Consider the following 22,095-nt stretch of genomic DNA (forward strand, 5'->3'; position numbering starts at 1 on the left):
ACCGATGGCAACCCCTTTTATTAAACCGCGCGTCCCGCGCGGGATGCGAGACATTCTACCTGAGCAGATGATTCGCAGACAGTATGTTATAGATGTGATTCGGGACGTGTTCGAGGAATTTGGGTTTGAACCCCTGCAAACACCTGCATTAGAATTATCGGAAGTCCTCACGGGCAAATACGGACCGGAAGCTGAAAAACTCATTTATCAGGCAGGACACGTTGGCGGAAAAGAGGACATTTCCCTTCGTTACGACCTGTCAGTACCGCTTTGCCGAGTTGTTGCGATGCATCCGCAACTGCCGAAACCGTTTAAGCGATACCAAATCGATCCCGTCTGGCGAGCGGAACGCCCGCAAAAAGGACGTTACCGTCAATTTTTCCAGTGCGATGCGGATACGGTAGGCACCGAAAGTATGCTCGCTGATGCTGAAAACGTTACTCTCATCTATCAAGTACTAACTCGACTCGGTTTTGAACAATTCGAGATTAATATTAACGATCGAAAATTAATCACCGGCATCGGACAATTCGCTGGTGTTCCTGAAGAACAACTCGGTGGACTCTATCGATCTATTGATAAGTTGGACAAAATTGGGCTTGCGGGGGTCCGGGACGAGTTAGCGGAAAATCAGATTCCGGAACCTGTCATTGAAAAATTGCTCGCGCTACTGCAGATTGAAGGTGATACAGCGACGGTGTTGAACGCACTCAGTGAACAACTCGGAGATTCCGAAGTGGCGAGAGAAGGTGTCGTGGAATTAGAAGACCTGGATAGCTATCTCACAACGCTTGGAGTACCCGACAAATTTTATAGGATGAACGTTTCAATGGTCCGTGGCTTGGAATATTACACTGGACCGATCTATGAAACCGTTGTTGAGGAACCGAAAATTGGGAGCATCACCGGGGGTGGCAGATACGATGAGCTCATCGGAAGTTTCAGTAAACAGAGTTACCCGGCAACCGGAACCAGTTTCGGTATTGAACGGATTATTGACGTGATGGAAGAATTTGATATGTTTCCAACGACCGTAGGCAAAACGGTGACACAGGTGTTAGTCACTGTTTTCGATGCTGACCTCGCCCAGGAATCCCTGAAATTGGCGACGCTTCTGCGCCAAAGTGGTATCCGGACAGAAGTCTACAGTCGTCCGACGCGACTCAGCACACAGATAAAGTATGCGGATACAAAAGGGATCCCGTATGCTGTCATTCTTGGCTCTGACGAATTAGAAGCAGGCAGCGTGGCGATTCGAAACCTCGCAAGCAGAGAGCAACACATCGTTCCGAGAGAAGAATTTGTTGGACACATCCAACGATGGATAGACGGCTAAAGTGATTATTCACGTAAATGATTACATAGCAATAGGAGCGTTAAGGAAACATGAAGCAATTTTATCAACGCCCCAACTTCACTCGCTATATTGTTATTCTCTGTTGTATTGTTCAAGCAGTACAACTGACAATTGCGGGGTGTAGTCACACAAAACCGTATTATCATCCTGATATACCCGATAGTGCGAAACATGAGAGTAAAACGGAAGACACTCTCCAGTACCGTCTATTATTACTCGGTGATGGTGGTATCCCAAAACCGGATGAACCTGTTCTAAAAACGCTTAGGGAATGGGCGGAGAAGGATCCGGAAAGCACGAGTATTGTCTTTTTAGGAGATAACATGTATCCTGAAGGGATGACGGAGCGGAAAAAACATGAAGCAACGACTCGGCTTACACCACAACTCGCGGTTGCCAAATCTTCTGGAGCTCATGGACTCTTTATACCTGGTAATCATGATTGGGCGAAAGGAAAATCGGAAGGACTTAAGGCAGTTCTTGCACAAGAAAAGTTTGTCAACGCTGCCCTTGCGGGTGAATCGAATTTTCTTCCACCTGGTGGTTCACCCGGTCCTGTTGCACTCGAACTTCCAAAAACCAAACCTGTAGTCCGGCTTATCGTTCTGGACACGCAGTGGTGGCTCCATCAACACGAGAAACCGCAAAAATCTCCTGAACAGGTGATAGAAGAACTGGGAGCACTCTTAGATACGGAATTACCGGTCATTGTTGTCGGACATCATCCACTGGAAAGTTATGGATCACATGGTGGTTTCTACGACTGGAAGGCACACCTCTTTCCCATCAGATTTATGAAAAAGTGGCTCTGGATCCCGATACCGATAGTGGGTCCCATATATCCATCCGCACGGTGGTATCTTTACAGATCCGATCAAGACATGAACGGCGCACGCAACAAAAATATGGTAGCGCAGTTAAACCGAGCGTTTTCCATGCGAAAATTGCCACCGCAAGGTCCACCGCTCTTAATCTACGCTTCTGGGCATGAACACTCCTTGCAGGTTTTAAAAGGTGGAGTTACCGATTATCTTCTCGTAAGTGGGGCAGCAGCGAGCCGAAAAGTGACGGAAGTGATGTCTGGGGAAAATACACTTTTCGCACATCAACATACCGGTTTCATGGCGATAGATTTTTTCAGCGATGAAAAAGTTTTACTGCAAGTCGTTGAACCCAAAGGGAAAGGTGTCCTATTTCACCGATGGTTGACTTTTTAGGATTTTGGCGGTTGGTTTCGGGAAAACGAAAGCATTTTTAATAATTCCGAGCGAAGTTATAGTTTTTCGTTGGTGCGTCTTAAACTGATACCACAGTCTGCAAAAAATCCTTTCGAGAATGCCCTACAAGCCCCTTAGAAAAGATGCCCTGCTATGGTAACCCTACCCGTAAAATACAGGGTCATTGTATCGACTTAGCGTGGATTTTAGAATTACTTGGGCAGTCTAAATAGGCGAGGTTGGAAACCTCCCCAGGAAGAGGATACATGAAATAGACAGGACAAAAGCGTGTCCTGTCTACCTTTCGTCTTTTTCTGCTTTACAATGCTAATTCTCTGTTTTACGATTCTGGCGGGCGTACCTTAGAAATTCCACATCTCGTAGATACGGTTCCGCCTCCCCTAATTCAAAACGCATCTCCTGTAAATCTCCAACAATTTGATTTAAATCTGAATCTACCCGACGGTAAGTCTGTTCGGCTCTCTTTGGATTATATCCAGAGGTTCTCAGGTAATACGATGTTCCCAACCAGACGCATGCGAGTATAGTGATTGTTGTTGTCCCGATAACGATTGCCACAATAGCGGTAAGCGCGGCTGTCAATTTGAAGATAAAGAAGAATGCCAGAACGAGAAAAATCAGTAGTAACGCTAACATGTCTGTTCTCCTCCTTTACTCACTTGCGCCTTTGGCGATTTTGATGAGTCGTTTCACTTCCTGTTTCAGGGCATCCATCTCTTGTTGAACATCGCTTACTTTCTGCTGTAATATTTCTATCTCGCGTTGCGATGCTCCGTTTCTCAAGCCTTTTTTCTTTGCCGCGTAGGAAGTCCCCATCCAGACACATCCAAGCGTTGTTACTAAAATGCTTCCAAATATAATAGCGATAATCAGAACGACTTCTCCCATTTTAAACCCTCCGATTTTCCAATAAAGTGTTGTTTGCTATTATTGAGTCGGTAGAGCACTGAAAGGATAGTAAAAAATGGTTCGCCAATGTGAATTAAACGAATTTTGAAGTCGTATCTTCATTTGGAAGTTGAAACGGTTGTTCTGTATCGTTGTTTTGAAGTAAGCGAGCGACATCATATCCTCTCCGGAGCAATTCGATTAAAAGCACGTCATCCGAGGCTTCATTGACCGAACTTAACGTTTGCACACTTCTGTTAGATTCGGAATGAATTGACATCGCTTCCGACGCATCCCGAACGCTCGCATAGTTTACCCCTAAGTATCGCTGGGTTGTTACCACGCTCTTATGCCCTAACATTTCTTGGACGGCATAAATATCGTTCGTGTGTTCATAGAGACGTTGCGCGTAAGACTTTCGCAGGGAATGTGTCCCGAGTTTTCCGTTGAGTCCTGCTGCCTCAAACACATTTTTTAGTACATCATGCGCTGCTATTCGCGTCATTGCTTTCAAGCCTTGTCCCTTCCGGGACGGAAACAATGGACGGGTCGGATCAACATTTCCATAGAGTTCAAGATGCCAAGCGATGAGGCTTTCAATCGCCTGCCTGCCGTCTGTGTTCACAGGTACTGCTCTCGATACCTCGCCGCCCTTTACAATGTTTCGATCAAACAGCAAATCAGAGACCGGTTTGTCGTTCTGCCATACATCATTCACTTTCAGAGCAATCAGTTCGCTAATCCGTCCACCGACGGAAACACCGAGCATAAACAGGTTTCTGTTCCGAATGGCAAATGTCCCGTCAAAAGCCACTGATACCTTACGGATTTCGGCGTTGTCTAAAGGTCTTGTGCCTTTCATAATAAAAAACTCCTTGTTTCTATGCGTACATAATATTTAAAACGGAATCATATCCTGTTGGTTTCTAAGTTATGTTCTGTAAAAGCAATCTATGCTATCTCGGCGTAGTGCAAAGTTCATACACTAATTGCTCCAGAACCCCCGTTTTACTGAGGTCGCTTGTTTTCAATTGGGTATCCACGATGAGGGTCTTCTCAATCGCATCGACTAATTCCTCAGCAGTGAAAGCGTGAAGGGTCTGAAAGACTTTGTAGGCGACATAAGGGTTCTGCTTAAGAATGTTGTGCGTGGCTGTCTTCGGTAAAAAACCCTCTATTTCTTCAACAAGGGGTTGAAAAATATTCTTCGTAAACTCTGAGAACTGCATTCGACTACGGAAGGGGCGAAGTCCCTTCTGGTCTGCGATGAGTTTGGCTTGGAGGGCAAATCGGAATTGGCGTGTGATCGTCGAATTAACCAAGATAGGTTCCTGACCACTTGCTAACACCTCGTAGAGACTCTTTAGTGCCTGCCCGGCTGAACGTCTGCCAATGGCATCGGTGAGGTCAAAGATGCTGTCAAATGTGTGCTGCGTCACAATATTCTGGATATCGTTCGCGTCAATTTGACGCTTGTCACCCACGAAATCGACAATCTTATTGATCGCTTCGGCAATTGTGTGCATATCACCACCGGTGCGAGTCCTGAGTTGCGTGAAAGCACGGGGGGTGATCTGTTTATTGAATTCACTGAACTTTTCCGAGACTTTTTTATACAACGGGTCTCGATTTACCGATGGGCCGGCTTCCACCGGATCAAAGGATCTATAGCGTCCCACACCCTCAATCGCTTTAACGAGACGGTTGCGTTCGTTTACCGATCCGCGCACGATAAAAATCAGAACGCTGTTTTTCGGGAGATCCGCTTGGAGCCATTCAAGAAGCAAGTCAATCTCATCACTGGCACCGGTTTCAGTGCCATACGTATCCAGCTGTTGGGCGATTTCCGGCAAACGTTGTAAGAAACCGCGCTCTTCATCGGTTAATTTTGGACCTAACTCATCAATAAGTGCTTCAAACGCATTTGCGAAGTCGAAATGCTGTTCAGCGATTTGTTGCGGACTCACCTCTAATAGTTTTGCCATTGTAGAGATAGATTTTTGTGGGTCTGTAGTTTCAATTTTAAACGCATTTCGGAGAAGCGTTACCGGCGTTGTCCGTTGTTGGGTTTTGAAAAAGGGCGCGTCGCGAACAACAACCACTCGCCATTTTGACATGACCGGATAGAGATCAACTTGGCTGAGAATTTCTCGAATTGTTATATCGGTGCCGTCGAGAAATGTAAGGTTAAAATCGCGTGTCTCAGGTGAAAGTAAGTGATCGAGCATCTGTTTGAGGGTTCCCTCAATGAGGAAACTTTCCTCGCCACAGAGAAGATATACCGGTAGGACTTTGTCCGCTTGGATCTCGCGAAGGATGTTCGGTGCGGGCTTTGCAGGTTTCTGTCTCATGAGAATCTTTTAGCTTCGGGTCCACCGCTTTGGGATGAACGCTATGCTCCTTATATTTATAATAGGCTTGATTTCTACACATACGGAGGTTTGTAGTATATGCATTGTATATAAAGATAATGCAACTCCCCGTGCTGATGGAGGTCTTTATCACTTGTGAATCGTATAAGGCTACAATACTAAGGAAAATACAACGCCGACCTATGCTATGGGACCTTCTAAGGAAGACTGATGTTTGTGAAGTACAAGCCACTATGCCTTTAGGTTTGGCAATAGGTGGTATTTATGGTTAGGGCAAACTGCCGCCAGAAGGGATTGCTCACGTTGCGGGGTCGCTGGCAGTTTCCTTCTGCGTACCCGTAGTAGCAAACGCCGAGAAGCGTTTCGTTGGATTCAATGCCCCACACTTTGGACATTCCAGAGGGGAGTTGACATCACTGGCACGTTGGAGGACCTCAAATTCAGCTGTACAGTCATCGCAGTGGTATTCAAAAAGTGGCATTTATTTTCCTTTACGCTGTGGTGGGGCGGATGATGAGTTTTATCTTTGTGCCTTTGGGTGGGATTATATCGGTATTTACACGATACGTCCGATCATCGGTGCCAGTAGGTAGAGGATGGTTGAAAAGCGAATCTGGGTCGCGATAGACGGCGATAATGTTATGGAAGAGCTGGGCAGTAAATTGATTATTCTTAAGCCGTCCACCTGTGAAGACCCATGGCGTTTCCTGCATCGGCTGTTCCGTAAAGGCATTCCATACTAACTCTCTCGCACGGCGCGAGACAACTTCTTCGCCTTGATTCCATTCTACCCAGATGTCAACAGGTGCTCCTGTAGGTGTTCGCGGATCACCTTCAACTGAAAGATTCATGCCGGGTGTAAAATCTAAAACCCCGAGTGCTGTCAGTATGTAAATCGGTTCTGCATCAACGATTAAAATGCTTTCATGTGTTTTACCGAGTTTACCGCAGGCAAAGAATTCGATATTGGCATCTCCACCGACAATGTTAATTTCACCCGGCACCCTTACCTCACGTTTGCTGGTATCAAAAACAACGTTGCCGAGTTGATAAGTATTTTCGCTAATTTGCTTCGGTTTTGCCAACTGAACGTCTGCAGCTGCCGTGGATTGTGGAAACACAGTGAGTTTTTCCGAAGCACTGTTATCACTGTCGTCTGCATCCGAGAGGGCGATGCGTGCCACAAATTCTATCTCTCCTTCTATTCCTGGTACCCAATCGGTTGAAATGACGGTCTCTGTGAGTTTTGAAGTCCAAAGGACTTCGGTGGTAGTAACCTTTTCATCATTGACATAGAACTCGATGTTGAGAATATCGTCAAGAGGAGTTCCTGTATTCCGAAGAGTAGCACTCAGTCGGACGGCTTCGCCGACGCGTGGCGTAGGAGGCGAAAATCGGAGGCTTCGTGGAACAATCCCGATATTTGGTTCAGTTGGACCTACCAGCGCATGACTCAAGGACATCACGGTGAAGCAGGTCGATAAAAAATCGCTCTCAGATCCGGTCCATCTTCCATCAGATTCCTGTTGTGCAACCAGCATCCGTGAGATTTCATCGTACCAATTGTAACCAGCAAGCGTGTCTAAGGTTGGCGGAATATCACAAAACCGTTGCAGCGAAAGTAAATAGTAGTAAAGCCATGAGTTAGAACCAGGGTTACGGGTTAATGACCAATGCTTTTTAACCCACTCAACCCCCTTCTGAATCTGCAGATCGTCAACTGGAACGCCACACGCCCGAAGTGCCCACAACCCTGTTGCAGTCATACTTCCATAGACACCTATTGCCCACGGTGAACCGTCATCAACCAAATTGTAGAGCCATCCCCCTGTTTCGGTTTGGTTCCGGCGAATCCATTGCTCGGCACGTGCCCATGTGTCCGGAGGAATATCAATTCCCCACTGCTTTGCGGCATAAAGTGCGTAGATAACCATGTTCATGTGGGCGCCATCGGCACTATAACCGTATCCCCAACCGCCATCGTCGCGGTCGTCCGTGAACTCACTGCCGCTGACGGGAAGTTGCTTTTTGACTAACTGATTCACAGCGAACTGGACACGCTCTCTGTAGGTGGCATCTTGCGTCGCGACTAAAGCCGGGATAACCACGGCAGATTGGTAGACAGCAAATTCGTTCCAGTTCTGCGCCAAGAGGAATTCTATCCCTTTTTGGACGGGTGGGTGCGAAGCCGTGTGCCCTGTTGCGAATAATGTTTGGAGTGCCAATGCTGTTTCTTGGGTCTGATCTTCACCGAAGTTCCAAGACTTGCCTGGGATAAAGTTTTCAGCGAGACCTTTTAGGTTCGCCCCGCAGGTAATGCAGATTAAGATGAGTTGGTTTTCAGTTCCACACTGCAAGCAGGTTCGGCTATGTCGTCCTTGTTGTGCTTCTATCCAATTAATACCCTTCGTTATCGTGTTCTGGATCTGTTCAGAGGTGACGGGCGGGAACGTTCGCGACACAGCGGTGATCGTTGCATGCGTGCGGTTATTGCCTATGTCCGTTTCTTCAATGTGTTTTTCACCGGTCGGGTTGACGACCGCATAAATTTCGGTCTTACCGGGAGGGGGTTGCCACTGTGTTTTCACACGTTTGCTCTCTCCCGGTTTTAACTCCAAGATTACATCCTTACAGAGGATTTGGAGCGGTTGTGTTGCTGGATCTGCCTCGTAGAGGTCAACAACCAGATCTTGGTTCATCGTTTGTTTTCCGCCGCCGATGTTCTTCACCTCAACTGAAATGGTAATCTCTTCTCCTTCAACCGGTGTTGGATTGGAAAAGGAGATACTATCAGTGTCAACACGGAAGTCTGGCAGCTGCGCGAATCCACTCGTGCTAAGGGAGGCAATAACAAATATTCCGATTGCCAATTTTAACAGTAGATTTCGGAAACTGACGCAATGCGTCAAACGAGGATACCTAATCATGATGCACCTCACATCTGTCAAAGAAGTTGTTATGATTCCGATGAGTACCACAACCGGATTTCGGTTTATCTTTCAACGCGGCGAACGTGGCAACTCCTACCAATTCTGAATTAGTTTCCTGCCCAGTGCCCGACGGAAACCGAGGAAGGTTGCGGAATAGGATTTTTGAACAGGGGCTGTCCACCTGCCGTCCATTTACTAATTTCACCTTGGAATGTTTCACCGAGTATATCCGCTATCCAAATACCGCCATCTGTAGGTGAAACACTAATTGCCACGATTGCCATGCCCGCAAGAAATTCAGCTCTCTTGCCCCCGTCTGGTCCCAAGTTCATTAACATGGATTGCTGTGAAACGACCCAGACACTTCCATCGGTGATATTGATGCGCGGTGACGTGGGATTCGGAATATCGGTAATTTCTACCAGTTTCTGTCCGCTCGCTGAAACCCGCATCAAAACACTATGTTGACTGTCAGCGATCCAAGCATTTCCTTCGTAGTCAACGGTTACACCTTTGGGTTCACCCATCGGTGGTGCGTCTGCGACTTTGTTTCCTGCAGCATCATAGCGTGCGATAGGACCTCGTGCGTTCGTTATCCATGCCGAACCGTCTGTAGGGTTTACTGCCACTGCGGGTTCATGGGCGGGTATTGTCGCGACAACTTGGGCACCGTCACCGGATACTTTTTTAACAGCATCAAGACCTGCGATCCATGCTGAACCATCGGCGGGGTTAATGGCAATCTGGTTCGGACGGTTAATATCGGGAATCTCTTTAAAATCGCCAGTATTCGGATTGTAACGATAGACGGTATTTGCCGCTGAAACTGCGATCCAAACAACGCCATCTGCTGGATTCACTTCGGCGGCAGTTGCTTGTGGTAAATTCGGAATAACCTGTGGATCGGCGTTTCCATCGGCGTATAATTTATAAACTGTATCTCCTTTGCTGACGACCCAACATTCTCCATTATATTGTCCATAACTGATGGAAACGCATAGAACCGACAACACCATTGCCCAACACATCTGCTTAATCATTTATATCTCCTCATTTTACTGTATGCGCTTGAAGCGCGCAATATATGATTCGTAAGAGCGCGCTATAAGCGACGCCTCCATTTTTTAAATCTTAACACAGTTGCCGTTAATTTTGCAAGAAATTTCATGCATCTTTACGGCCTACTATCCTGCTGAGATATTCGAGTAATCGACCGGTTTCAATTTTCTCTTTATTTCTTGATTTTTTTCAGGAAGGCGTGTATACTATATAATTAAAGTTCTGAACGGGCAGTTAACTGGATGCGTTTAAAACCTTATATTACCTCATGGAAAATGAAAATGAAATTTATTTCAACAAATAAACAGAGGACTGCCATCCCTTTAATTGGACTACTCATTTATCTTTCCACCGTTCCGATGCAGTTGTCCAATTATGTTTTGTGTATCGGTTCAGACGGGCACGTCGAATTTGAAATCGCAGTCAATGGGCAATGCACTGACACACACGACCTCCACGAAGGGCATACAGAGATTGCGATTACTACGGATACCGCCGGAGAGAGTCACTGCGGTGCGTGTCTTGATCTCGCGATCTTCGTCTCTTTAGACATTGAACCCTATCTTGTTCCAGTTCAAGATGCCTTAATCCACCCACCTCTTTGCGTAACTACACTCATAGCACTCCGAGCAAATGCTCCGACGATTCTAACGCATACTCCTTTTCTGGATATCACATCAGTAATAGACCCCACTCTCGTATCTCTTCGGTCCACGACACTCCTCATTTAAACCACACCCCTTTCTATTTACAGCGACGTTCATCGCGCTCGGTGCGCTGAGAGTTCGGCATTAATTCCCATTGATATGAAATATTTTAGCCCTGTGCCGACTATTGTAAGCGGACACAGTTATGTCTCGTAGGTTTTCCTTTGAAGCGCAGTGCGAAAAATAGACCCAACGACCAAGTCTGAAACGAAGCGGAAGGGTTTTGCTTGGACGTTTCCTCAATTTATTCAACTCGAAAGCGAAGAATGCTAAGTCTCAAACCACGATACTTATCCGCAAGGGAAAATTAAAATGCGTATGAAACTCACATTCAACTCCATCTTCATGATGGGCATAATTTGTCTGTTAGCCTTAAGCGTATGGCAAATGCCAACTGCCTTTTCAGATGAAGCCTTTTCAAATAAGGGTGGGCAGGTTTCGCTTGAGGTGGCAGTCCAAACAGCGCTGCACGAAAACCCGGATATCAACGCGATCCGTGAAAAACTTAAAGTTGCCCGCGCTCGAATTGAGGGCATCGCGTTGTTTGATAATCCCAAATTGGAAACTGAATTCGCTGGGGGGATAGACGGCGATCAAGGCCTCGAACTCACCCAATCGTTTCAACTCGGTGGACAGCGAGGACATCAAAGACGGATTGCGAAGATCCATCTCGAAAAGGTAAACGCTGAACTTGCCGAAGCGTCTCGCTTGCTTACGAAATTAGTAAAGATAGCCTTCTATGAGTTGGCACTTGTCCAAGAAAAACTTAAGTTAGCGAAAGAGGTTATCGAACACAGCAAACAGATGTCCGATATTGCACAGTTTCGGTATGAAACTGGCGATATTTCGGTAACACAGGCAAATTTGGCAAATATTCAACTACAATCGGCACTGCGCGAAGTGGTAAAGTTAGAAGGTGAATTACAGTTGGCACAACTTGCACTGAATGCTTTAATGGGCGCCCTGCTTGAAACGGTGCGTATCGCTGTCGGTGGTTTTCCAGACGCTTCAACAAGTTTTGGAAACCCACAAGCGACAGCCAAAATATCACCAAATGCTATTTCAGAATTGACGCTTGATGCCTTGAAAACACAGGCACTCGCGCGTCGTAACGATCTAAAATCGGTTCAATTAAACGCCGAGTTAACTGAAAACGAACTCCGACTCGCAAAAGCCGAGAACATTCCCGATTTAAGTGTCGGTGCGCTTGTCCAACGCACCAGCGGAGAGAATCAAATCGGCGTGAAATTGACGGTCCCGTTGCCATTCTTCGATCGGAATCGTGTTGAGATTAATGCGGCAAAAGCGCAGCAGCAGGTAGATGCTATCGAAATAAGCAGTCAAGAACGACAAATTAGCCAAGAGGTAATGGCAGCGTTCCTCTCTCTCAAGACCGCGCAAAAAACGCTCAAGTTTTATGAAGGTGGTTCAGTAAAATTACTCAATGAAAATCTCAAACTGACGCGGGCTGCCTACGAATTGGGCGAAGCAAAACTCTTGGAAGTTATTTTGATGCAGAATGAATTTGTCGAAATGCGATTTGCTTACCTTGAAGCACTCGCAGCGTACTATAAGTCCCTGGCTCAACTTGAAGCGACTATAGATACATCCGTCGAATTACTGCCATAGAAGCGCGGTAGAATAGATTGATACTATGCGGCATGTCCCGATGATTTGGACAATACAAGGAGAAACCAAAATGTTACGTTATTCTCATTTTTCGCTATTTTTTTCAATTGTTGTTATTGCGATAGTAGGCTTGGTTCCGCTAAACCTCACGTCTACGCTAACTTGGGCTGACGGCACAACTGACGACGGGCATCAATCGGATGACGAGCGTGCTGATCATACGCACAGCCAAGGAAATACGATAACGCTTACTGACAAAGCAAAAGCCAACATCGGTTTGAGGACTGCTGAAGTTGATGTCCGCTCCATTGAAACGATTGTACACGTTCACGGCAATGTAATGGCGCATCCCGAATACCAAGCAGTCGCCACACCCCGAATCAGCGGTATCGTGAAACGCATCCATTCCAGTGTTGGTGAATTTGTAGAAAAAGGTGATTTACTGCTTGAACTGGAAAGTCTGGACTTGCAAATGGCGCAGATTGAAATGGTTGAAGCCGTAGCAGAAAAGAAGTCATTGGAGTCCAAATTGGCGAGACTGACAGAGGTTTTCGCCAAGCAAATTCGGCGGGAATTGCAGACCCGTCAAATCGACTACTTGCAATCGCTTTCCGAGCTACAGGAGTTACAGATCGCAATTGAAAAACGCAAAGAACTTGCCATAACGGAAGTTATTAGGGCTTTAGAACAGATGCGGTTCAGATTGGTTAAAGCCGACGTTGAACTCCGATTGCTAAAAACGACATTCAAGAGAACCGAGGCACTCGCAGAAAAGCGTATTTCCGCGCAGAAGGAACTCATTGCACAAGAAGCAGAATACAGAAAAGGACAGAATGAACTGGCAGATGCGAAGCGTCAATTCCAAATCCTTGATGTCAGTGAACAGACGCTGGAAAAGATCCTCCACGGCAGCAGGGAGACAGCGGTCATCTCACTCCTGGATGCTGACGAAGTGGACACAAAAGTTCTACTGGAAAAATACGCGATCCTCAGTGAAAAAGGAACACAATTAGTAGAAACAGAAGCGGCATACAAAATCACTGCGATTAAGGTTGCAGCCAACAAACAACGTGCCTTGGCTGCCGGTCTCACCGAAATGCTTCTTGAAAACTTGGCTAAGACCAAAACTATTGTATCCTTCAACGATTTGTCCACCGATGCCCTGATTGAAAATTACCTTGCCTTCGTTGAGAGTTCAGAAGCACTCGAGGGAGTGCTCCAATTGGAAGAGTCACTTCGAAGCGCGAACATCACCTTAAACAAGGTTCAGCAGAAACTTCAGGTGTTTGGATTGACCCTCGACGATATAGACAAGGTCGTTCAAACCGGAAAACCCACTCCAATATTCTATGTTACGGCACCCGCTTCCGGACAGATCATTGAGCAACACGTGACACTCGGCACAACGGTTGAAAAAAGTAATATGCTTTTCTCAATACTCGACACCGACCGTGTCTGGGTTGAAGGGGAGGTTCATGAGGATGCGCTTGTCCGTCTTCAGGACAAGTGGCAGATAGGTAGCGAGGTTCGCATCCGTGCCTCTGCTTATCCAGAAACAATTTTCACTGGGAAAATATCACATATATCAAGTGTTATGAACCCAGAGGAGCGCACCGTCCACTTTTGGACGGAAGTCAACAACCCCAAGCATAAACTCAAACCAGGGATGTTTACTGAGCAGGTGATTGTCTTGGAAAAAGGAGCCGAGGTCTTGAGTGTTCCGCTGAACGCCGTGCTTGAAGACAAAGGGAGCTGGTTTGTTTTTGTCGAATTCGGGGAGACTTACACGAAGCAGGAAGTTGTCGTGGGCGCGAAAGACGACCAGTATATCGAAATCAGAGAAGGATTGTTTCCAGAGGAATATGTTGTGGTGCAGGGGCAACATCAGTTGTTGAGAGCAACAGAAGATGTCTCCGAAGTGATGGGTGCCCATGGGCACCCGCATTAGCGTTTTTTAACGATTGGTTCTTGCGCTCCTTTCCATTTCATTACGATCAGACTTTCGGGGAATTCACGACTGAAATAAGGATCTGTACGGTTTTTTACTGCCTTTATTAATCCAAAACGATAGCCTGCAACAACGGCGCAGGGTTTTTGCTGGGGTGTTTCTGCAGATTTAAGGAACGCATTTGAAAGTTCTAACGTACGTAGTTTACCCGCAAGGAAAAATTAAAATATGTGGTCGAAAATTACCGAGATTTCTCTCAAAAATAGACTCCTAACGCTTACTTGTATGGTTGCAGTCGTCATCATCGGATTTCGGATGTTTCAATCAGCACCGATTGATGTTTATCCTGACATCAATCCGCCTCGCATTACTATACTCACTGAGGCACACGGGTGGTCTCCTGAAGAGATGGAGACCTTGGTTACGTTGCCTATTGAAAGTTCGATGAACGGTGCGCCTTATGTTACACGGGTCCGGTCTTCCTCCGCGATTGGTTTGTCCCTTGTGTTTGTTGAATTTGAGTGGGGAATGGATGTGTTTCTCGCGCGACAGATGGTCTCTGAGCGACTTCAACTGATCGCACCGAATTTGCAGGAGGGCGTTGATGCCCCAATTATCTTGCCGACTTCCTCCCTCTTGGGCGAGATTATCGAATACGCGCTCGTCGCTGAAACGGGAGAATTTGATGAGATGGAAATGCGAGACCTCGCAGATTGGGTGATTCGCTACCAACTGCAATCTCAGGGTGGCATTGCCAATGTGATTAACATCGGTGGCTACGTGAAGCAATTCCAAGTTTTCGTCGATCCTGAGCGGTTGATAAGTTATAACCTTTCACTTGAGGACGTTGCTTCTTCGCTTGAGAAGAGCAACGAAAACTCAGCAGGCGGTTTCCTCATCAAAGATGCTCGCGAGTTGATGATTCGGGGATTAGGGCGGATTTCTTCGGTTTCTGACATCGAAAACGTCGTTGTTAATGTGCAAAAACATGGCAGACCGATTCTTGTTAAGGATGTTGCCTCGGTGAAAATCGGATCGCTTCCAGAAATTCGACGCGGTGCGGGAAGCCACAATGGAAAAGAAACTGTCTTGGGCAAGGTCGTCAAGCAACCCGGTATTAACACGATAGAGCTGAGCGACAAAGTGGTTTCCACCTTGGAATCCTTGGAGAAATCCATGCCTAAGGGTGTAAATATTAAGGTTGAATATGCCCAAGCTGACCTAATTCGGCGTGCTGTTGACACCGTTAAAGAAGCTCTACGCGATGGCGCGATTCTGGTCGTAATTGTTCTGGCTATTTTTCTCTTCAACATTCGGACCGCCCTGATTACTTTGACTGCGATCCCGCTGTCTTTGATTATAGCCGTTATCGCGCTTCTTTCTCAGGGCGACACGCTTAACATTATGACGCTCGCGGGTTTGGCGATTGCGGTTGGAATGGTCGTTGACGACGCGATTGTTTACGTCGAAAACATATTCCGGCGATTACAAGAATATTTTCGTCTGCGTTGGACGGGCGAGGAACCTGAAGAAACACCCTCAGAGGTTGTAGCACGAGCGAGTGAGGAAATCCGATCCTCAATTGTCTTTGCGACCTTGATTATCATCCTCGTTTTTGTGCCCCTGTTCAGCCTCAGTGGTATGGAGGGCAGAATGTTTCGTCCGCTTGGCTGGGCTGTTGTTATTTCGATGGCAGCATCGCTACTCGTTGCGCTCACAGTCGTTCCGGTGTTAAGTGACTTGCTATTGACGCGTTTCCGAAGAGGACGTCCATCAGAAGGTCCTGAGTCGGTCCCTCCTCCGGCAAAAGAGAGTCCGGTGGTTGTGTGGATTAAACATGTTTATCGTCACATACTTGTCTGGGTTATGCAATTGCGTTGGGCGATTGTAGTGGTGGCACTGCTACTGGTGGTCTTGACTGTGGCAGCGATACCTCGCCTGGGACGCGAATTCCTACCTGTGATGGATGAAGCTACGTTTATTATCAGTGTCTTCTCACCACCAGGTACCTCGTTAGGAGAATCAACGCGTATCGGTAGAGAGATGGAAACACGACTCCTGACGATTCCAGAAGTAACGAGCGTGAGTAGCCGCACCGGGCGCGCTGCGGCGGACGAGCATGCCCACGACGTAAACACACATGAGATCCTTGTGAACTTTATCCCTCCCGATGAACGAGAGAAAACGCGAGCAGAACTTCTTTCAGAAGTCCGTGAGTTGCTGTCTCCTGAAAACTTTCCGGGTGTATTGGTATCTGTCGGTCAACCGATTCAGCATCGCCTCGACCACCTTTTGTCAGGGGTTAATGCGCAGGTAGCACTGAAATTGTTCGGGACGGATCTCGACATGCTCCGGGCAAAGGCGGAGGAAATTCGGGCGGTCATGTCGAGAATCGACGGTGTAGCGGACTTACAGGTGGAACAGCAGGTGCAGGTGGAGCAGCTTCAGATTAAGGTAAAACGACTTGAAGCAGCACGCTACGGCTTGCGGGTCGAAGATGTGACGCATTTTACAGAAACCGCACTCAAAGGGGAGTCGGTGAGTCAGGTTATCCAAGGCCAACGCCAATATACGCTCTTGATTCGAGTCGATCCGACGCTCGTCAACACAGCCGAAGCCGTCGAAAGCCTAAAAATCCGAACGCCATCAGGCGCGTTCGTCCCACTAAAACAGGTCGCCGATGTTGGTTTTGGTTATGGACCGAACACTATCAATCGCGAGAACGTTTCTCGGCGTATCGTCATCCAGTGTAACGTCCAAAATCGGGATCTCGGCAACTTTATTGCAGAAGTTCAGCGGGAAATCGACGAACGGGTCGAATTGCCTGAAGCGTATTTCCTGTCCTACGGCGGGCAGTTTGAAAGTCAACAGGCGGCACAAAGAAAAATTATGATTCAGACAGGTTTTGTCCTCATTGGTATCTGTGTTCTGTTGTTTTTGGCGATGGGTTCATTTCGGCTTTCGTTGTTAGTGATGCTGAATCTGCCGTTGGCGTTAATCGGGGGTGTTATCAGTATTTTTCTCACAGGCGGAGTGTTGAGTATTCCGTCGATGGTCGGCTTCATTTTGCTATTCGGTATTGCTGTGCGAAATGGAATTATTTTGGTGACACACATCAATACGCTGCGTTCAGAAGGTATGTCGCTCTATGATGCGGTGATGAAGGGTGCCGAGGAGCGCATCAGTCCGGTGTTAATGACGGCACTAACGACAGGATTGGGGATGCTGCCGCTTGCGCTTGCGCACGGCTCCGGGGCAGAACTCCAGAAACCGCTCGCAATCGTCATCAGTGGCGGGATGATAACCGCGACGATCTTGACGCTTATTGTCTTACCAGTGTTATATTACATTGTCGAATTAAACTGGTTAGCGAGTTTTGAACGTAAAACCGGTTCCTAACTGCCGATGGGTTTTTAAACTGCTCTATGTAAACTTTCTTGTGGTGTTCTTCGTTTAAACCCTCAAATGAAAGGATTCATTATACCGACCCCACACGACAGAAAGCATTGGACCTAATCTCTGTGACTTTTTTGCAACTTTTTTCGTCGAACGGTGTCTAATAAGTATAAGGAAGAAAACTTACGAATAAGGAGAAACAGAATGAAACGCTCACATTTCTATTGTCTGACCTTTGTGGTGGTCCTTCTGTTTGTTGGAATCAGTGTGGTAAGCATGGCTGAAGTGGCTGTTTTAAAGCTGGAGATTTCCGATGTCGTCAGTAATGCTGATGCCCGGCAAATTCGGCGGCTCCTGGAACCTTGGGCGGCTCCAGAGGACATCACATTCCACACACCTGTGGACAAGAACGGTAGAAAACGACTGTTCACGACACGTGTGGAAGTCAAACCGAGACAAGGTCCTTCTAAATTCAGCGAAACACACACGTTTGATGTCTATGACATTATGCGTCAGCTTAACGATTCTCGTTTCAGGGGTCGCCATGGCATTGGACATTCTCGCGTTATTAATACCGAGGCAACCATTCGCGGCGACCTGTTTGCACATCCCGGCTTCGCCCGGAGTTATCTCCGAAACGTTCCGGCATGGCGACGTTGGCGACCTGACACGTCCCATATCCATCACGCAATGACGGCGGGGCATGAAGAACAGAAGTTCGTCTTCAGTGCGAATCCCGAGTTTGATCAGCTGCGGATAGATGCGGCGAACAACAATAAGCCCGTTGAGGTAAAGGGTATCATCACAGGATTTGATGGTCCCTATCCAATCGTATCCGTTCGCGAGTACGAGGTAGGCTATCATCTCAAGACGAAGGCATCTGAAGCGGGAACAGCGAGACAACCGACCTACGACTACCTTGAAAGAAAGTAGAAGCTATCGCCAATCCTGACTTGCTTTTTATGACTGGTAACCGCCTGTATTAAAAAGCACAACGCGCGCCGTGTCTTTGATCATTCCATTTGCGACGAGTTGTTTGAGTGCCGCGACAGTTGCGGCTCCTTCAGGACATGTCAAAAGTCCTTCAGTTGTCGGGAGCAGCTGCATTGCTTTACGGATAGCATCATCTGTGACGGCAATCGCGGCACCGTTGCTTTTACGAATCGCCTCTAAAATGAGGAAATCGCCGATTGCTTGTGGAACCCGCAAGCCACTTGCAACGGTATGTGCATCACGCCACGGTGTTGCTTCCGTAGCCCCTTCTTCCCATGCTTTGACAATCGGTGCACATCCTGCCGACTGTACTGAGATGAGCCGCGGTCTTTTCTTACCGATCCAACCGATCGCTTCTAATTCTGCAAAGGCTTTCCACATCCCCACAATACCCGTGCCACCGCCGGTAGGATAGATGATAACCTCCGGGAGTTCCCATCCACACTGCTCTGCCAGCTCAAACCCCATCGTTTTTTTGCCTTCCACGCGATACGGTTCCTTGAGTGTTGACACGTCAAACCATCCTTCCTGTTCCTTCCGTTCTGCGACAATTTTGCCTGCATCCGTAATTAGACCGTCAATGAGTGTGACGTTTGCACCCGCGAGTTGACACGTCTCCTTGTTGAAAGGAGGGGTATCTTGTGGCATAAAGATATGTGCCGATATACCTGCGGCAGCGGCGTAAACTGAGAGGGCAGTCGCAGCATTACCAGCGGAAGGAATCGCCAATTGCGTTAATCCGAGTGCCTTTGCTTTCGAGACTGCCATTGCCAAACCGCGCGCCTTGAAACTTCCAGTGGGTAATCGGGATTCGTCCTTCACCCAGACCTCTGTAAGTCCAAACACTTCACCTAATTTCTTTGTATGGACGAGGGGGGTCATCGTTTCCCCAAGCGTCACGATGTCTGCAGAATTGGATATGGGTAGGAGTTCCAAATAACGCCAGAGCGAAGCAGGTCTCGACTGGAGCGTGTCGCGTGTCCATGTTTCCGCGACCTGTTCGAGTGCATAGCGGGCAAGTAACGGTTTTCCACAGGTGGTACAGACGTTTTGTGGTATCAGGTGGTCATAAGTTTCACGACACTTACTACATTCAAGGAACTCTAATTTTCCAGCCGGTTCGGTGAGGTGGGATCGAGTTTTCATGTCTTTTTCCGTAGGCTCGCGCGAGGCTTGAACTTACGCGCGCTGAAGGCTGTGGCTTAGGAGTGCGCGAGGAGTTTGAGAAGGATTGCTTTCATACTATGGAGTCGGTTTTCGGATTGTTCAAAGATAATTGAACGTTCATCGTTGACGAGCTCACCCGAAATTTCATACCCGTGATGTGCAGGAAGGCAGTGCATGACCCGGCACTCGGATGCCTTCAGGAGTTCAGCGTTCAATTGATACGGCATCATCTTTTCTAATCGACGTTTCCGTTCTTTTGCAAAGGATGGATCCGTGAAGAATTCCATGTCCACCCACGTATCTGTGTAGACAACATCGCTTTCCGTAATTACTTTTTCCAGTGAACGCTCCACCGCTTCGGTGTTGGTATTGATCGTTTTATAGAGACCTTTGCGAGAGGCTTCTTCCCACAGTGCTTTGTCAACGGCAGCAGGGTTCACCTCTGGTGCGACGACCGTGACTTCGATGCCTACCTTCATACCGGCAGCAATCAGCGAATTGCAGACATTGTTATGCACACCGATAAAGCACAATTTGACCCCTTCCAGTCTACCGAGATGCTCCTGTATCGTCATCAGATCGCCAAGAGCCTGTGTCGGATGGTATTTATCACAACAGCCGTTAATTACCGGGACGGTTGCAGCGGCTGCAGCCTCAACGAGTTCCGAGTGTTTCAAGAAACGGGCTAAGATAATATCAACGTATGCAGAGAGGACACGCATTTCGTCGCCAAGGTCGGCTAACGCGAAGTTAGTCGTGCGCCAATCGAGGTAATGGGCATGCCCACCGAGTTGTGTTATACCAATTTCACCGGCGCAGCGCGTTCGCGTGGAGGTCTTTTGGAAAAGTAGACAGAGGCTCTTCCCACCTACGGCATGTCTGTATTTTTCGGGATGGTTCTTAATGCTCAGACTGTTTTCGACCGTTTCAAGAATGTCTGTTTCTGACCATGGATTCAGTGTAATTAGGTGCATAATTACCTCCACAATGGGGCACTGAGAAACCAATGAATGATTTCCATTTTTTTAAAAATCATAAAAAGGTTGTGTATTGTCTTGAATTACGCTCAGCGACAAATAAGAAAGCATAATTATACCCAATTTTCTAACGAATGTCAAGTTTTTTTCTGCACTCATTACACCCGCTCCCACGGAATTTCAACATCTAATTCGTCGGCGAGTCGCTCAATTTCTTGTAAGGGTTCCTTGTGGAGCGGAATCCCATTGGCGAGGCGTTCTTGCGTCAATTCCCATTCAATCTCGCCGGGGAGGGTGACGCGTGTAAACCCACTGCGCGGAGTGGCTTGACGTGTCATCCGGATCTGTCGGTCAATTTCAGACTTGAATTCCACAATAGAGGTGAAGTTGGCGATGTTAATCGCAAGAAAAAAGTGGGCTGATACGCGTTTCTCGCGGGGCGCATCTCCAGGCTGATAATGCTTATTGATACCCATCAGCCCACCGCTTAACGGACCACATAAGACATCCATCACAATCGCAAGGGCAGAGCCTTTAGGACCTGCAGCAGGTAAGATCGCGGCAACCTTGCTTGGATCATCGGTTTCATTGCCGTCAGCGTCCAACCCCCATCCCAATGGGATTTTTTCTTGGTATAGCCTTGCCGTTCCAATCCGTCCGGCGGCGGCTGCACCACACGCCATATCTAACACAATCGGTGGCTCTTCACCAGCAGGAATGGCAAAAGAAAGCGCATTGTTCCCGATTGAAGTGGTTCTCGCGCCGAAAACAGCAACATTCACGCCGAGTCCATTTGTGGTTGCAAAACCGATCATATCGTGTTCTGTGGCTCGTATCGCATGGCTGGAGGCAGCCCCAAAATGATTGCTATTCCGAACAATAGCCACGCCAATCGAAGCGGATTTCGCCTTTTCAACGGCGAGATTCATTGCTCGGACACCGACAAGATGTCCCAAGCCTCGGTCGCCGTCTAATAAGACAGAAGCGGCGTTGTCTTCAAGTAGTTGAAGTTCGGGTGTAGGATTTATGTCACCGTTGATGATACCGCGAACATAACGTGGCACAGCACGCGTCGCGTGCGAATGAACGCCGCGCAGATCCATTAGGACTTGCATTTCTGCGACGGTATCCGCATCTGATTGGACAACGCCTACTTTTTGGTAAAGTTGGCTACAGACGGTTTGCAATGCCTCTGCATTCACAATGGATTCTTGTTCATGTCGATTCATGGTTGGAGGTACTCCTATAGCGTTTTCTATGGGTTGGCAAGACACGTGGACAGTTGCTTAGAATCTGTTGTGTTTCTAACGCCGCAATTTTAGCAGAATTGCCGATAAAGCGCAAATTCTCTTCAGAAAACTGAACAATCCAGTATTAGTAGGTTTTTATTTGCCGTTATGTCTCATACTGAGATATAATTACTGTATATCGCGT

At 47.4% G+C, this 22,095-nt stretch carries 17 protein-coding genes; 7 read left to right on the forward strand and 10 right to left on the reverse strand.

All coding sequences use genetic code 11. The features are described from left to right. Positions 1-4: 4 nt before the first annotated feature. Both hisS and J4G07_00630 read left to right on the forward strand, forming a co-directional pair. Positions 5-1,336, forward strand: coding sequence for a histidine--tRNA ligase (gene hisS / locus J4G07_00625; protein ID MCE2412483.1), 1,332 nt, complete (start codon positions 5-7; stop codon positions 1,334-1,336). 50 nt (positions 1,337-1,386) lie between these two features. Then, positions 1,387-2,574 carry a metallophosphoesterase gene (locus J4G07_00630; protein ID MCE2412484.1) on the forward strand — a complete coding sequence of 396 codons (1,188 nt, stop codon included), beginning with the start codon at positions 1,387-1,389 and terminating at the stop codon, positions 2,572-2,574. A 327-nt stretch (positions 2,575-2,901) separates the two neighbouring features. Here the strand turns inward: J4G07_00630 and J4G07_00635 are convergent, their stop codons facing one another. From J4G07_00635 to J4G07_00665, 7 genes are all read right to left on the reverse strand, one after another. Then, complete coding sequence (locus J4G07_00635; GenBank protein MCE2412485.1) at positions 2,902-3,231, reverse strand: hypothetical protein; 330 nt, start codon at positions 3,229-3,231, stop codon at positions 2,902-2,904. A 15-nt stretch (positions 3,232-3,246) separates the two neighbouring features. Next, complete coding sequence (locus tag J4G07_00640; GenBank protein MCE2412486.1) at positions 3,247-3,483, reverse strand: hypothetical protein; 237 nt, start codon at positions 3,481-3,483, stop codon at positions 3,247-3,249. A 94-nt stretch (positions 3,484-3,577) separates the two neighbouring features. Further along, positions 3,578-4,345, reverse strand: a complete 768-nt coding sequence (locus J4G07_00645; GenBank protein ID MCE2412487.1) for a tyrosine-type recombinase/integrase — start codon at positions 4,343-4,345, stop codon at positions 3,578-3,580. 94 nt (positions 4,346-4,439) lie between these two features. Further along, positions 4,440-5,834, reverse strand: a complete 1,395-nt coding sequence (holA, locus tag J4G07_00650; GenBank protein ID MCE2412488.1) for a DNA polymerase III subunit delta — start codon at positions 5,832-5,834, stop codon at positions 4,440-4,442. 319 nt (positions 5,835-6,153) lie between these two features. Next, a complete protein-coding gene (locus J4G07_00655; GenBank protein MCE2412489.1) occupies positions 6,154-6,336 on the reverse strand; it encodes a zinc ribbon domain-containing protein in 183 nt (60 codons plus the stop codon). Positions 6,337-6,346: 10 nt separating this feature from the next. Next, positions 6,347-8,782 (reverse strand): hypothetical protein, encoded by a 2,436-nt coding sequence (locus J4G07_00660; GenBank protein ID MCE2412490.1) that lies wholly within the window; start codon positions 8,780-8,782, stop codon positions 6,347-6,349. A gap of 110 nt (positions 8,783-8,892) precedes the next feature. After that, on the reverse strand, positions 8,893-9,825 hold the full coding sequence (locus J4G07_00665) for a hypothetical protein (GenBank protein MCE2412491.1): 933 nt from the start codon (positions 9,823-9,825) through the stop codon (positions 8,893-8,895). Positions 9,826-10,125: 300 nt separating this feature from the next. Here J4G07_00665 and J4G07_00670 point away from each other — a divergent pair, with 300 nt between their 5' ends. The 5 genes from J4G07_00670 (at position 10,126) to J4G07_00690 (ending at position 18,457) form a co-directional block, all read left to right on the forward strand. Then, positions 10,126-10,575, forward strand: coding sequence for a hypothetical protein (locus tag J4G07_00670; GenBank protein ID MCE2412492.1), 450 nt, complete (start codon positions 10,126-10,128; stop codon positions 10,573-10,575). A 288-nt stretch (positions 10,576-10,863) separates the two neighbouring features. Further along, on the forward strand, positions 10,864-12,180 hold the full coding sequence (locus tag J4G07_00675) for a TolC family protein (GenBank protein ID MCE2412493.1): 1,317 nt from the start codon (positions 10,864-10,866) through the stop codon (positions 12,178-12,180). A gap of 70 nt (positions 12,181-12,250) precedes the next feature. After that, positions 12,251-14,128: an efflux RND transporter periplasmic adaptor subunit gene (locus J4G07_00680; protein MCE2412494.1), complete on the forward strand. Its 1,878-nt coding sequence runs from the start codon at positions 12,251-12,253 to the stop codon at positions 14,126-14,128. Between the two features lie 228 nt (positions 14,129-14,356). Then, positions 14,357-17,527, forward strand: coding sequence for an efflux RND transporter permease subunit (locus tag J4G07_00685; protein ID MCE2412495.1), 3,171 nt, complete (start codon positions 14,357-14,359; stop codon positions 17,525-17,527). A gap of 201 nt (positions 17,528-17,728) precedes the next feature. Then, positions 17,729-18,457 (forward strand): hypothetical protein, encoded by a 729-nt coding sequence (locus tag J4G07_00690; protein MCE2412496.1) that lies wholly within the window; start codon positions 17,729-17,731, stop codon positions 18,455-18,457. A 27-nt stretch (positions 18,458-18,484) separates the two neighbouring features. Here J4G07_00690 and J4G07_00695 read toward each other — a convergent pair whose 3' ends face one another. From J4G07_00695 to J4G07_00705, 3 genes are all read right to left on the reverse strand, one after another. Then, positions 18,485-19,663 (reverse strand): threonine synthase, encoded by a 1,179-nt coding sequence (locus tag J4G07_00695; GenBank protein ID MCE2412497.1) that lies wholly within the window; start codon positions 19,661-19,663, stop codon positions 18,485-18,487. Positions 19,664-19,719: 56 nt separating this feature from the next. Continuing rightward, positions 19,720-20,658 carry an ornithine carbamoyltransferase gene (locus J4G07_00700; protein ID MCE2412498.1) on the reverse strand — a complete coding sequence of 313 codons (939 nt, stop codon included), beginning with the start codon at positions 20,656-20,658 and terminating at the stop codon, positions 19,720-19,722. A 161-nt stretch (positions 20,659-20,819) separates the two neighbouring features. Continuing rightward, positions 20,820-21,890, reverse strand: coding sequence for an Ldh family oxidoreductase (locus tag J4G07_00705; protein ID MCE2412499.1), 1,071 nt, complete (start codon positions 21,888-21,890; stop codon positions 20,820-20,822). Positions 21,891-22,095 lie beyond the last annotated feature (205 nt).

Source organism: Candidatus Poribacteria bacterium, assembly GCA_021295715.1.
Classification (GTDB): Bacteria; Poribacteria; WGA-4E; order WGA-4E; family WGA-3G; genus WGA-3G.

Coding starts and splice junctions, on each gene's coding strand:
- hisS (MCE2412483.1), top strand. CDS start 5: ATGGCAACCCCTTTTATTAAACCGCGCGTCCCGCGCGGGATGCGAGAC.
- J4G07_00630 (MCE2412484.1), top strand. CDS start 1,387: ATGAAGCAATTTTATCAACGCCCCAACTTCACTCGCTATATTGTTATT.
- J4G07_00635 (MCE2412485.1), bottom strand. CDS start 3,231: ATGTTAGCGTTACTACTGATTTTTCTCGTTCTGGCATTCTTCTTTATC.
- J4G07_00640 (MCE2412486.1), bottom strand. CDS start 3,483: ATGGGAGAAGTCGTTCTGATTATCGCTATTATATTTGGAAGCATTTTA.
- J4G07_00645 (MCE2412487.1), bottom strand. CDS start 4,345: ATGAAAGGCACAAGACCTTTAGACAACGCCGAAATCCGTAAGGTATCA.
- holA (MCE2412488.1), bottom strand. CDS start 5,834: ATGAGACAGAAACCTGCAAAGCCCGCACCGAACATCCTTCGCGAGATC.
- J4G07_00655 (MCE2412489.1), bottom strand. CDS start 6,336: ATGCCACTTTTTGAATACCACTGCGATGACTGTACAGCTGAATTTGAG.
- J4G07_00660 (MCE2412490.1), bottom strand. CDS start 8,782: ATGATTAGGTATCCTCGTTTGACGCATTGCGTCAGTTTCCGAAATCTA.
- J4G07_00665 (MCE2412491.1), bottom strand. CDS start 9,825: ATGATTAAGCAGATGTGTTGGGCAATGGTGTTGTCGGTTCTATGCGTT.
- J4G07_00670 (MCE2412492.1), top strand. CDS start 10,126: ATGAAATTTATTTCAACAAATAAACAGAGGACTGCCATCCCTTTAATT.
- J4G07_00675 (MCE2412493.1), top strand. CDS start 10,864: ATGCGTATGAAACTCACATTCAACTCCATCTTCATGATGGGCATAATT.
- J4G07_00680 (MCE2412494.1), top strand. CDS start 12,251: ATGTTACGTTATTCTCATTTTTCGCTATTTTTTTCAATTGTTGTTATT.
- J4G07_00685 (MCE2412495.1), top strand. CDS start 14,357: ATGTGGTCGAAAATTACCGAGATTTCTCTCAAAAATAGACTCCTAACG.
- J4G07_00690 (MCE2412496.1), top strand. CDS start 17,729: ATGAAACGCTCACATTTCTATTGTCTGACCTTTGTGGTGGTCCTTCTG.
- J4G07_00695 (MCE2412497.1), bottom strand. CDS start 19,663: ATGAAAACTCGATCCCACCTCACCGAACCGGCTGGAAAATTAGAGTTC.
- J4G07_00700 (MCE2412498.1), bottom strand. CDS start 20,658: ATGCACCTAATTACACTGAATCCATGGTCAGAAACAGACATTCTTGAA.
- J4G07_00705 (MCE2412499.1), bottom strand. CDS start 21,890: ATGAATCGACATGAACAAGAATCCATTGTGAATGCAGAGGCATTGCAA.